12 protein-coding genes are annotated in these 11,736 nt (G+C 54.8%); 1 reads left to right on the forward strand and 11 read right to left on the reverse strand.

All coding sequences use genetic code 11. From position 1 onward, the window contains the following. Positions 1-156: 156 nt before the first annotated feature. Entirely contained in the window at positions 157-936 is a 780-nt protein-coding gene (locus tag BM322_RS03120) for an SDR family oxidoreductase (protein WP_075428399.1), read from the forward strand. Between the two features lie 59 nt (positions 937-995). Here BM322_RS03120 and BM322_RS03125 read toward each other — a convergent pair whose 3' ends face one another. The 11 genes from BM322_RS03125 to glmM all read right to left on the reverse strand — a co-directional run bounded on the left by BM322_RS03125 (position 996) and on the right by glmM (position 11,731). Further along, positions 996-1,160 (reverse strand): FeoB-associated Cys-rich membrane protein, encoded by a 165-nt coding sequence (locus tag BM322_RS03125; RefSeq protein WP_075428400.1) that lies wholly within the window; start codon positions 1,158-1,160, stop codon positions 996-998. 30 nt (positions 1,161-1,190) lie between these two features. Next, positions 1,191-3,086 carry a ferrous iron transport protein B gene (gene feoB, locus BM322_RS03130; protein WP_075428401.1) on the reverse strand — a complete coding sequence of 632 codons (1,896 nt, stop codon included), beginning with the start codon at positions 3,084-3,086 and terminating at the stop codon, positions 1,191-1,193. A gap of 66 nt (positions 3,087-3,152) precedes the next feature. Beyond that, positions 3,153-3,377: a ferrous iron transport protein A gene (locus BM322_RS03135; protein ID WP_075428402.1), complete on the reverse strand. Its 225-nt coding sequence runs from the start codon at positions 3,375-3,377 to the stop codon at positions 3,153-3,155. A 241-nt stretch (positions 3,378-3,618) separates the two neighbouring features. After that, complete coding sequence (locus BM322_RS03140; protein WP_075428403.1) at positions 3,619-4,404, reverse strand: ABC transporter ATP-binding protein; 786 nt, start codon at positions 4,402-4,404, stop codon at positions 3,619-3,621. A 1-nt stretch (position 4,405) separates the two neighbouring features. Then, on the reverse strand, positions 4,406-5,425 hold the full coding sequence (locus BM322_RS03145; protein ID WP_075428482.1) for an iron ABC transporter permease: 1,020 nt from the start codon (positions 5,423-5,425) through the stop codon (positions 4,406-4,408). A gap of 5 nt (positions 5,426-5,430) precedes the next feature. Continuing rightward, positions 5,431-6,387 carry an ABC transporter substrate-binding protein gene (locus tag BM322_RS03150; RefSeq protein WP_075428404.1) on the reverse strand — a complete coding sequence of 319 codons (957 nt, stop codon included), beginning with the start codon at positions 6,385-6,387 and terminating at the stop codon, positions 5,431-5,433. A 37-nt stretch (positions 6,388-6,424) separates the two neighbouring features. Then, the gene (gene cobI, locus BM322_RS03155) at positions 6,425-7,126 is read right to left on the reverse strand and encodes a precorrin-2 C(20)-methyltransferase (RefSeq protein WP_075428405.1); all 702 of its coding nucleotides are present in this window, start codon (positions 7,124-7,126) and stop codon (positions 6,425-6,427) included. Positions 7,127-7,926: 800 nt separating this feature from the next. Continuing rightward, the gene (locus BM322_RS03160; protein ID WP_075428406.1) at positions 7,927-9,057 is read right to left on the reverse strand and encodes a sodium ion-translocating decarboxylase subunit beta; all 1,131 of its coding nucleotides are present in this window, start codon (positions 9,055-9,057) and stop codon (positions 7,927-7,929) included. Between the two features lie 21 nt (positions 9,058-9,078). Beyond that, complete coding sequence (locus BM322_RS03165; protein WP_075428407.1) at positions 9,079-9,438, reverse strand: OadG family protein; 360 nt, start codon at positions 9,436-9,438, stop codon at positions 9,079-9,081. 143 nt (positions 9,439-9,581) lie between these two features. Beyond that, positions 9,582-10,379: a sirohydrochlorin cobaltochelatase gene (locus BM322_RS03170; RefSeq protein ID WP_075428408.1), complete on the reverse strand. Its 798-nt coding sequence runs from the start codon at positions 10,377-10,379 to the stop codon at positions 9,582-9,584. A 2-nt stretch (positions 10,380-10,381) separates the two neighbouring features. Continuing rightward, the gene (glmM, locus tag BM322_RS03175) at positions 10,382-11,731 is read right to left on the reverse strand and encodes a phosphoglucosamine mutase (protein WP_075428409.1); all 1,350 of its coding nucleotides are present in this window, start codon (positions 11,729-11,731) and stop codon (positions 10,382-10,384) included. Positions 11,732-11,736 lie beyond the last annotated feature (5 nt).

Genomic DNA, 11,736 nt, shown 5'->3' on the forward strand with positions numbered 1-11,736 from the left:
AAATTGTTCGGCAAGCATGTACCCTGCTTACCTGGTTACTCTTCGGCAAAAGAAAAATTTCTCCTGCTGTAACTGTCCTAATTCTAAAACGATTTACTGAATTCTGGCTGAATTTACGCTATAATGGAGATTAGAAATCACGAAAGGAACGAACGCATGAATATCGCAATCATAACTGGCGCCTCCAGCGGGCTCGGACGTGAATACGCCCGCCAGCTTGCCCAGGACGAATCCATCGAAGAGTTTTGGCTCATCGCCCGCCGTACAGAGCGCCTTGAAGCCCTGAAGGAAGAGCTTGCCCCCAGGACCTGCCGCCTTTTGGCGCTGGACCTTACCCAGATGGACAGCTTTCCCTGCATCGAAAAACAACTGGCCGCCCTCAAAGGCCTTGAAGTTCGCTGGCTTATCAATGCCGCTGGCTTCGGCCGCATCGGCAGCTGCTCAGAAATCGACGCAGCGACAACAGCCCGCCTTATCGACCTCAACTGCCGGGCTGCCGTCATGATGACCCAGCTGACGCTTCCCTTTATGTCAGCTGGCAGCCATATCCTCGAGATCTGCTCCTGCGCTGCCTTCCAGCCGATCCCTTTCCTCACAGCCTATGCAGCCAGCAAGGCCTTCTTGCTAAGCTACAGCCGCGCCCTCGGGCAGGAGCTTGCACCCCAGCACATCGATGTCACAGCCGTCTGCCCCTACTGGATCAAGGACACGGAGTTCATCAGCGAGGCGCGCAAGACCGACCGGCAGGGACTCTTCCACAGCCTGCCCCTTGCCACCACCCAGTCCGAAGTCGCCCAGCGCTCCCTGCGGGCCGCCCGCAATCATATCAAGGTCTGCACGCCAGACGCGATGTCCTTCCTGCACCGCATCCTCACGGCCATCCTGCCCCATAACGTACTAATCTACGCCAGTGAAATCTACCGCCGCCTTTCCTGAAACGGCAAAAAGAGCTCGGAACGAAGTCATCCTTCGTCCCGAGCTCTTTTGCTGTCCGATTATTTCTTTTCCGTCAGGGAATGGCATCCTGAGCAGCAGCTGCAGCTTGAGCCGCCGGAACTGCCACAGCAATCTTCCTTGCCATCACGAAAATTACGATACACATGACGAACGGCAAAAAACAGCGCAACAGCCAAAACCGCACCAACGATAAAGGTTGCCATAAAAATCCCTCCTATCTGAAATCTCGGCAATCAGAAACCAAGCAGACGTCCGCCCTGATAGACCAGCAGCGACACTACCCAAGCAATGACGAACATGTAGACAGCCGAGAAAACCATCCACTTCCAGCCACCGGCCTCTTTCTTGATCGTACCGAGGGCTGTGACACACGGCGTGTAGAGCTGGGAGAAAATCATGAAGGCAAAGGCCGACAGAGCCGTGAAACTCGTAGCCATGCCCGTCTCCAGCATAGTACCTGCCGACTCAACAGCATCAGCTGCCTCAGTCGATACATCCGCAGCGCCATAGAGAACACCGATGGTAGCGACAACCGTCTCTTTGGCCATGATGCCCGACAGCAGTGCAGCACCAGACTCCCAGGTCGAGAAACCATGGAAGACGAACAGGCTCGACATCCAGCCGCCCAGCGTAGCCAGGATCGACTCATCGATCTCGCATGGACCTTCGAAGTTGTAGTTAGACATAACCCAGAGCAGAACCGAGGCAGCAAAGATGATCGTACCAGCTTTGACAAGGTAGCCCTTGCCTTTATCCCAGGTCTCAAGCAATACGGATTTCATATCCGGCATACGATACGGCGGGAGCTCCAGCAGGAACGTCGACCCCTTGTCCTTGAACAGCGTGGAGCCAAGGCCCTTGGCTGCAACGATAGCCATGACGACACCGATGATATACATGGAGAAAACGACATTAGCCGCATCATCTGGGAAGAACATCGCAGCAAACAGAGCCATGATCGGCAGTTTTGCACCACAAGTCAGGAACGGCGTAACGAGAATCGAGACCATGCGGTCCTTCTCCGAATCGAGCGCTCTTGCACCCATGACTGCCGGGACACCGCAGCCAAAGCCCATCATCAACGGCATGATGCCTTTACCCGTGAGGCCGCAACGGCGCATGATCGGGTCCATGATGAAGGCGATGCGAGCCATATAGCCCGTGCCATCGAGGAAGGACAGGCAGAAGAACAACACAAAGATCAACGGTACGAAGGTCAGAACTGCACCAACGCCGCCAATGATGCCATCGCAGATCAGCGAAACCATCCACTCAGCTACACCGGCATCCGTCAGCGAGTCCTTGGCAAAATCGAGGAAATCCTCATTGATCAGCGAATCCAGACCATCAGCAATCGGCTGGCCAATCCACTCAAAGGTAATCTGGAAAACTGCATACATGATAGCTAAAAAGAGTGGCAATGCCAGGATACCGTTGGCCAGGACGCGATCAACCTTCTCTGAGAACGTGGCGCCCATGTTCTTGATTGTGACTGCCTCAGCCATGACCTGATCGATCAACGCATAACGCGCCTCGATGATCTCTTCCTGTTTTTTCTCAGCCGGCATGCTGCTAGCCTCGATCTCCTGCACCTTGAGGATATGATCTTTGACAAGCTGGCTCGGCTCATAGTTTGCCATGACCGTCGAAGTGAATACGTCGAGCAGCTTTTTCGTGCTCTTGCTGCTGCGGCCAATCGTCTGGACGACCGGCATACCCAGCGCATCCTCGAGCTTGCGGCAGTCAATCTTGATGCCGCGGCGCTCGGCATCGTCCTGCATATTGAGGTCGATCAGAAGAGGAATGCCCTTCTCGAGCAGCTGAACCGTAAGGAACAGGTTACGTTCGATATTCGAGCTGTCAACGACATCCATGACCAGGTCAAGCTTATTGTTCATAAGGTAATCGATGACGATCTTTTCCTCCGGCGAACGCGCATTGACGCTGTACGTTCCCGGCAGGTCTACGATGGAGATTGCCCGGTCCTTGTAGCGGGTATAACCTACTTTCTTGTCAACCGTGACGCCCGGCCAGTTACCGATTTTCTGACGGGCACCCGTAAGTTCATTGAATATCGTGGATTTACCGGTATTAGGATTACCGGTCAGTGCTACTGCTAATGTTGCCATTTTGTATCAATCGTCTCCTTTGAACTTCTGAATCGTTTTTTGACATGTCAAATTGACACGTCAAATTCAGCCGACCTGCTCTACCGTAACCTTCTCCGCATCCGCGCGGCGAAGCGCCAGATTATACGAGCGAACGCCGATTGCAATCGGATCACCGAGCGGTGCCGAACGCAGGACCTTTACCTTCGTGCCCGGCGTAAGCCCCATGGTCATAAGGCGTTCCTTCAGCTCACTGTCGCCAATCTGCTGGATTTTCAGCGTCATGCCAGTTTTGCCATCTTTCAGAGTCAAATCAAAAACCTCCCCAGAAAAATCCCACAGCGAAACAAAATTGCTTTGCTGATAATGATATCATTTATCTTTGAGTATGATAACGCATATCAACCGCAATTGTCAAGGATTATCATTTATATTTGAGATGTTTTTTCATTTTCTTCCAACAACGGCAGCAAAAACAAAAGCTCCCGCCACTTCTGGATGCCAAATCACCAGAAATAGCGGGAGTCCTTATTGATTTGTCAAATAACCGTTCTCAATCCCGGACTAGTCCAACAGGCGACAGCACGGCTGCGCCTTGACTGTTGACGAAGATATCAGCCTTTACATGGAAGACGCGCGCCAGCATGTCAACGGTCAATATCTCCTGAGGTTTCCCCTGGGCAGCGATGCGATGACCGGTCAACACGGCAATCTCATCAGCATACTGCAGAGCATGATTGATATCGTGCAGCACCATGATGACGGTCATACCATACTCACGGTTGATCTTGGCCACAATGTCCATGACTTCAAGCTGATGCGCGATATCAAGATATGTCGTCGGCTCGTCGAGAAGCAGGATGTCAGGTTTTTGGGCCAGGGCCATCGCGAGGAACGCCCGCTGCCGCTCGCCGCCTGAGAGTGTCTGCACCTGACGCGCGGCAAACTTTTCTGTATGGGTAACTGCCATCGCCCACTCGACAGCCTCCCGATCAGCCCTGGCATCGCTGGCGCGAAACCAACTGCGATACGGAAAGCGGCCATAGTCGACAAGTTGCGCCACCGTCGTGTCCGGCGGCGCCGTCGCCCCCTGGGGCAGGATGGCGAGCTTGCGCGCAACCTTTTGCCGGGACAAGCTGCGGATATCGACAGCATCGAGCAGGATCTGCCCCTCATATTCCGTATTGAGGCCGGCCGCAGCTTTAAGCAATGTCGACTTACCGGCTCCATTGGGGCCAATGATGGCCGTGCGCTTGCCTGCCGCAAAAGCAATGGACAGGTCATGCAGGATGACCTTATGCTCAATCCTTACGCTCAGATTCTTTACAGCTAATGTCATATCAAAGCTCCCTTCTGAGCAAGAACAGGAAGAACGGAGCGCCGAGCACCGCCATGATGATGCCGACAGGCAGCTCGACCGGTGCAAAGGCTGTGCGCGCAAAGGTGTCACTAAACATCACGACAGCTGCGCCCAGCAGTGCCGCCGCTGGCAACAGATAGCGATAGTCTGAGCCGACAAGAAGCCGCGCAGCATGGGGCACGATGAGTCCGACAAAGCCGAGCAGCCCGACTACCGACACGGCACTGGCTGCCAGCAGCGCTGCCACAGCTGTGAGCAGCAATCGCGTACGCTCAACAGAAAGCCCCAGCCCCCGCGCCAGCTCATCGCCAAGCTGCAGGATATTCAGATGGCGCGCTGCCAGAAGTGCCATCACCAGGCCAACGAGGGTATATGGCCAAAGGAGCTCCACATGTGGCCAGCTGCGTGCCGACAGTCCGCCGACCATCCACATCAGCGCACTGTGCACGCGGTCGCTGTAGAAAATCATCATGGCCGAGATGCCCGCCCCGAAGAAGGCTGATACAGCTACGCCTGCCAAGATGATGCGGATGGGCCGGATGCCATTCTTCCAGGCCAGGATGTAGATGAGCACTGCCGCCCCCATCGCCCCGCAAAAGGCCACGGGCATGATCAGCCAGCTTTGCTCCGGCAGCATAAGCATGACTACGATGCCCGCCAAGCCAGCACCAGAGGAAATGCCGATGATATGTGGATCAGCCAACGGATTTTTCATGATGGCCTGCAGGATAGCTCCCGACAGTGCCAGATTGATGCCGACCAGCGCTGCCACGATGGTGCGCGGCAAGCGGATATTCATCAGTATCTGCTCATGCGTACCTGCACTGCCCCCTGTAAGTACGCTGAAGATTTCCGCCAGCGGAATCTCCACCGAACCTTTCATCACGCTGACAACAGCGCCCAGACATGCCAAAACGGCAAATATCACCAGAAGTGATATCCGCCGCTTTACCTGACGGTCCGATTCAGTTTTCTGCGCTGGAGCGGAATTTCCCGTCATCTGTTTCATTTAGCAAACACCTCAGGATAGACGCATTTGGCCATCATCTCCACAGCCTCCGGATAATGGATGCCCGGACTCAGCAGGAAAAGATCCTGCGGCAGGTAATAGACACGTCCTTCACGTACAGCCGCCACTGACTGCCAGGCAGGATTTTCTTTCATGGTCGCATCCATTTCTGTCTTGATGGTATCCAGCTTGCCCATGCTCGTGACAAAGATGAGCTCTGGATTCTGGGCCACGAGATCCTCCAGGCTGTACGGCGCCGCATCAGGATTCTTCTCCAGCGGCGTCGTGCCGCTCGCCACATTCTCCCAGCCGAGCATCTTGGCTACCGAACCGGCGATGCTGCCTTCCAGCTGCACCGTGAGCCCCTGGCTCGTGCTGTGGATAACCGACACGCGGCGCTTATCCTGCGGAATCTTGTCCTTTACTGACTGGATTTTCGCATCCATCTCGGCCACAAGCTTATCGCCCTTATTCTTGGCCCCTGTCACCTGCGCAAGAATGCCGACTTCACGCTTGACATCCTCATAGCTCTTCATGTCGAGTACCAAGGTCTTGATGCCATTGCTCTCAAGAGTCGAGACGAGCTTTTCGTTCATGCCCTTATTGACGATGACAAGATCTGGCTCGCAGGCCAATACCTTCTCAGCATCAATCTGATAGACCTTGCCGACGCTGGCAAGCTCCTTGGCATAGGCTGGCATCTTCGTCTTCGAGTCCGGACGGCCAACCACCAGCGAGGCGCCATCGACAGCCTCTAACGGCTCCAGGAAGGAGGCCGAGGTCACGACAATGCGGGCCGGTTTCTGCGGCAGTACGACTTCACGGCCCAGGTCATCGGTAATCACCGCATAGGCCTTGGCCGAATTATCCGCTTTATCTGCCGGCTGCGAACCACAGCCAGCCATTGCCAGCATAAATACCGCTGAGAGTAACAAGAACAGGATTTTTTTCATCGTAGAAAACTTCCCTTCTATCTATTGACTGTTCCCCTTAGTTTTTCCGCGTCAGGATTGTCGACAAGTAATTGAGTTTTTCGTCCTTATGGGCCTCGATGTCCTCGATGATGCGCTCATCAGGAAGGCCTGCCCGGCTTACGAGCACAGCCTGCTTGGCCATATCATTGCGTGCCAGCATATCCGTGATTTCGTCGAAGTTCTTATAGACCTTCATGAGTACGACATTATCCGCAGACTGCACGGCCTTTTCGACCTTCTCGGGCGAAGCCGTAGCTGGTACGATACTCAGCACATCGTCCCCCTCGACAATCGGATAGCCCATCTGGCTGCCGATAGCCGCAAAGGCCGGAATGCCCGGAATCGTCTGGATTTCAATATCCTCATGCTCCAGCAGGCGGAAAACGTAGATATACGTGCTGTAAAACATCGGATCGCCCAGCGTCAGGAACGCAACGTTCTTGCCCGCCTTCAGGAGCTCCAGGATTTCCTTCTTGTTCGACTCCCAGGCATCCGTGTTGTTCTCCGCAAAGCCCTTGACCATCGGGAACACCTGATAGACAATCTCGATGTCTTTCTTCAGGTACGGCTTGGCAATCGAGAGTGCGACACTGCCATCCTTCTTCTCCGTCTTCGGCGCAATCAGCACATCGACCTTCTCGATGGCCCGGATTGCCTTGATTGTCAAGAGCTCCGGATCGCCAGGGCCTACACCTATACCATAAAAAATTCCGCTCATATTTCTAATAACCTCCACCTGAGAATTGGTTTTCACCATAACAAAAGCCTTACGGCTCTTGCCCATTAACAAATTTTACACCGATGCATACAGCCTGTCAATCGACAGCGCTGGCATGGTTTTATTTTCAAATTGCAGTTTGTCTGTCAGTGCGAGATTACAATAAGCTTGCTACAGCTCAGCTTGGGTGAGGGTGGGTGCACTTTTTCTCCGCTCCACTAAATGACCCGCGCTGGCAGGTTGTATGTACCTAGGTACATGCGCCGGGCAGGCCGACGGCGCGCCAATACATCTTGGCGTTCTAGTTTATACTTACCGCGTGCCATCCCTCACTGCGTTCGGGCAATCGCTCCGTCTGCGAAGAAAGTGTACCCACCCTCGCCCTCCGATATGCGGGGACAAGCCTGTTCCTTTCCGGCGATAGGCCACGAATTACATCGATGTGCTTGCTGCGGGAGCAATGGTTCGTGCAAATTCAACCTTCCGTTGCCAAAGGGGCGAACGGGGTAGTGCTTCTTTCTGTCTGGAGCGGCTGTCCTGCGCAGCAGGACTGGGCCGTAATCGCATAAGCTAGACTTAGATGTGTACGCCGCGACCTGGTGACGGGAGCAGGTAACTAAGTCCGTAGAACTTGGCGTACGGTCCATTCAGCGGAAACAGAAAAAGTACTACCCCGCGAACCCCAAGCCGCGTATGAACGGGATTCCTTTCCGCACGAACAAACAGACAAACTGTAATTAGATAAAGCAAAAGCCCGCTGACTCATCTCTTGAATCAGCGGGCTTGCCCATAATATGAACTTATTTAAGCATAGCAAGCATCGTACCAGCAGCTACTGCCGTGCCGATGACACCAGCAACATTCGGGCCCATGGCATGCATGAGCAGGTAGTTGCCCGGTTTTGCCTTCATGCCGACCACCTGGCTGACACGTGCGGCCATCGGTACAGCCGATACACCAGCCGAACCAATCAGCGGGTTGATCTTCCAGCCGGATACGCGGCACATGAGCTTACCAAAAATGACACCGCCAGCCGTACCAGCGATGAAAGCCACCAGACCAAGACCGATGATCATCAGCGTCTGCGGTACCAGGAAGTCATCTGCGTTCATCGTCATACCAGTACCCGTTGCCAGGAAAATCGTGACGATGTTGCAGAGGGAGTTCTGGGCCGTATCGGAAAGACGATCCATAACGCCGGACTCGCGGAACAGGTTGCCAAGCATCAGGCAACCCAGCAGCGACGCGATTGGCGGCAACAGTAGGCTGATGACGATAGCGGCAACGATTGGGAAGCAGACGCGCTCGAACTTCGTGACCGGACGCAGCTGCTCCATGGCCACCTCACGCTCTTTCTGGGTCGTCAGGAGTTTCATGATTGGCGGCTGGATCAACGGTACCAGCGACATGTAGGAATAAGCAGCAACGGCAATCGCACCTAAGAGATGCGGCGCCATCTGGATGGACAGATAAATAGCCGTCGGGCCATCAGCACCGCCGATGATGCCGATAGCACCTGCCTCCTGCACGTTGAACCCGAGCAGCATAGCACCTACGAGAGCTACGAAAACACCGATCTGAGCAGCTGCACCGAGGAGCAACGTAACCGGACGCGCGAGCAGCGGGCCGAAGTCCGTCATCGCACCGATGCCCAGGAAGATCAGCGGCGGGAAGATCTCATTGGCGATACCATAGTGGATGGCCTGCATGAGACCCGGCTCCGTGAAAAAGCCCGTACGCGGGAAGTTTGCCAGCACGCAGCCAAAGGCAATCGGGCCTAAGAGCAGCGGCTCAAACTCCTTGACAATCGCCATGTAGAGCAGCAACAGGCCCACGAGAATCATGATGCCATTGCCCATCGTGAACGCCGAGAATCCACTGTCAGCCCAAACAGACTGCAGGGAAACGGCAAATGCATTCAAAAGTTCCATAATATTTCCTCCTTCCCTGCGTTAGCGCTTTGCAAGCTGCGCGCGGCCAGAATTCTTCCAAGCGTCGCGCGGAATCGGACGAATTGCACGAACCTGTTCCATGCCATAACCATAGCTGGCAATGGCAGCAGCGATAACGGCAATGACTTCTGGAGAAATCCCCTCCTCAACAGCTGCCGTTTCCGTCGCCGGTGCACTTACAGCAGGTGCTGCCTCCGGTTCTGCCGGAGCACTCTCTTCCTGCTTGACAGCCTTAGGCTTTGTCGGGTCAATGATATGGATCAGATTGATGACCAGGCCCAGAACCGTCAGCACCAGGAATACGACTGTCATGTTGATCAGCATGATGATCAAAGGATTCGTTGTGACTGGATGTGACATACGCTCACCTCATTTTTCAATAACATTATAATGCCTATATATTGGGTACCATAATATATATTATAGAGGAATTTTCAAAAAATAAAAATATTTATATCGCATTCAAATGATAGCTCAAAGTTATCCGAAAATTCCTCTTATTTTCACCCATTCGCTTTAGCTAAAGTCTGCTGCACCTTTTGAACATACAAAGCTCGGAAAGCAGGATGCTCTCCGAGTCCCCGCAAATCGGTGCGCACGCCAAAGCCTGCGGCCTCAAGCTGGCACAGCCAGGAGTCCGGCTGGCTGCCAGCCATATCCCGCGTGACATGGCTGCCGCCTGCCAGCAGCAGTGGCGCCAGCAGTAGCTGCTTAGTGCCCTTCTGCCGCAGCCGGTCGATGACCATTGCCAGATTCGGCGTATCTGACGGCTCCAGCACGCCCACATGAACGGGCAGCTGATTGTTATCTGCTATCTGCTGCAGCCGCTCATAGACAGGATTGTGCTGATGCGGCGAGCCATGGCCCAGCAGTACCAGCTCCTCACCTGACTGCAACTTGAGCTCCGGCAGCACTACCGTCAATACGCGTTCATAATCGGCCACCTCGTCAAACATTGGCCGGCCGACAAGAACCTCATCAAAGAGGGGCCCCGCCTCAGCAGCCGCTGCGATTACCTTGTTGTCAAACTCCTCGCCTGGCGTCAGATGCGATGGCTGGATCAGCACGCGCGCAAAACCATCCGCCGATAACTTTGCCAGCAATTCCGGCAGGCTGTAAGCCTCAATGCCCTGGGATACCAGACGCTTGCGGATGAAGTTTGACGTATACGCCTGCTGCACCGACCAAGCGGGAAATTCCTGCGCCAGCAGCGCGGCTGACGCGTCAAGGCTTGCCGCCCGCGCCAGCGCATCGCTGACACCGAAACTCACAAAGACCAACGCCTGTTTTTGACCGGTCAATTTCAGCCCTGCTCTTTCTTTACAACATCGGCAATGCGATGGCAGATGACATCGAGCTGTGCCTGATCCGGACCTTCAGCCATGACGCGGATCAGCGGCTCCGTGCCGGACGGACGAACCAGGATGCGGCCGTCGCTTCCCAGCTCCTTGTTGCCCTCTTCGATAGCTGCCTTGATGGCCTCGTTATTTTCCCAGCCCTCTTTCGTAGCCACGCGGACATTGACCAAAAGCTGCGGATAAGTCGTCATCAGCGCCGTGAGCTCGGATGCCTTGCGGCCGCTGCGCTTCAAGGATGCGAGCACCTGCAGGGCCGTAATCGGGCCGTCACCAGTCGTGCTGTAATCCGTGAAGATGATATGGCCGGACTGCTCGCCGCCAATCTTGTAGCCGTTCTTGAGCATGTTCTCAAGGACATAGCGGTCGCCGACCTGCGTGATTTCAACGCGGCCGCCAGCCTCTTTGATGGCCTTGTGGAAACCGATGTTGGCCATGACCGTCGAAACCACCGTATTATACGGCAGCGTGCCCTTCTTCATCATATCCTGTGCGCACATGACGAGGATATGGTCGCCATCGATGATCTGGCCCTTCTCATCAACGCAGAGGCAACGGTCAGCATCACCATCATGAGCGATACCAAAATCAGCACCATTCTCAATGACAGCCTTCTGCAGCGACTCCATATGCGTCGAGCCACAGTTCTCGTTGATGTTGACACCGTTCGGCAGCGCATGGATGACCTTGACCTTGGCGCCGAGCGAACGCAGCACCTTCGGCATGACTTCATAGGCTGCACCGTTTGCGCAGTCGAGGACGACCTTCATGCCATCAAAACGCTCCTGGCAGGTGCTCTCGACAAATTCGATGTACTGGTTCAGCAAATCCGTGCGGTACTCGATATGACCGATACGGTCGCCAGTCGGGCGAGCCAAGTTATCGTTCTCTTCGAGCTGGTGCACGATGGCCTCGAGCTCATCCTCAACTGCATCCGGCAGTTTGTAGCCGTCGCCGCCGAAGAACTTGATGCCATTGTCATGGAACGGATTGTGGGATGCCGAGATGACGATACCAGCCTTCGCCTTATGACGGCGGGCCAGATAAGCAATGGCCGGCGTCGGAATGATGCCGGCAAGCATTGCGCGGCCGCCTGCCGAGCAGATACCTGCCGTCAGCGCTGCCTCGAACATCTCACCGGAAAGACGCGTATCACGGCCAATCAGTATAAGCGGCTGCTCATCGGAATCCTTGCCGAAATAAATCGTAGCCGCGCGTCCCAGACGATAAGCCATCTCCGGCGTCAGGACCGAGTTTGCCTCGCCGCGAACACCATCCGTACCAAACAATCTTGCCATAATAT

The organism is Selenomonas sp. GACV-9 (assembly GCA_900116485.1).
GTDB lineage: Bacteria > Bacillota > Negativicutes > Selenomonadales > Selenomonadaceae > Selenomonas_A > Selenomonas_A ruminantium_G.

What these genes read in the sequence shown, in the direction of transcription:
- BM322_RS03150 (WP_075428404.1), bottom strand. Translation starts at nt 6,387, where the DNA reads ATGAAAAAAATCCTGTTCTTGTTACTCTCAGCGGTATTTATGCTGGCA.
- BM322_RS03160 (WP_075428406.1), bottom strand. Translation starts at nt 9,057, where the DNA reads ATGGAACTTTTGAATGCATTTGCCGTTTCCCTGCAGTCTGTTTGGGCT.
- cobI (WP_075428405.1), bottom strand. Translation starts at nt 7,126, where the DNA reads ATGAGCGGAATTTTTTATGGTATAGGTGTAGGCCCTGGCGATCCGGAG.
- glmM (WP_075428409.1), bottom strand. Translation starts at nt 11,731, where the DNA reads ATGGCAAGATTGTTTGGTACGGATGGTGTTCGCGGCGAGGCAAACTCG.
- feoB (WP_075428401.1), bottom strand. Translation starts at nt 3,086, where the DNA reads ATGGCAACATTAGCAGTAGCACTGACCGGTAATCCTAATACCGGTAAA.
- BM322_RS03140 (WP_075428403.1), bottom strand. Translation starts at nt 4,404, where the DNA reads ATGACATTAGCTGTAAAGAATCTGAGCGTAAGGATTGAGCATAAGGTC.
- BM322_RS03125 (WP_075428400.1), bottom strand. Translation starts at nt 1,160, where the DNA reads ATGGCAACCTTTATCGTTGGTGCGGTTTTGGCTGTTGCGCTGTTTTTT.
- BM322_RS03145 (WP_075428482.1), bottom strand. Translation starts at nt 5,425, where the DNA reads ATGACGGGAAATTCCGCTCCAGCGCAGAAAACTGAATCGGACCGTCAG.
- BM322_RS03120 (WP_075428399.1), top strand. Translation starts at nt 157, where the DNA reads ATGAATATCGCAATCATAACTGGCGCCTCCAGCGGGCTCGGACGTGAA.
- BM322_RS03165 (WP_075428407.1), bottom strand. Translation starts at nt 9,438, where the DNA reads ATGTCACATCCAGTCACAACGAATCCTTTGATCATCATGCTGATCAAC.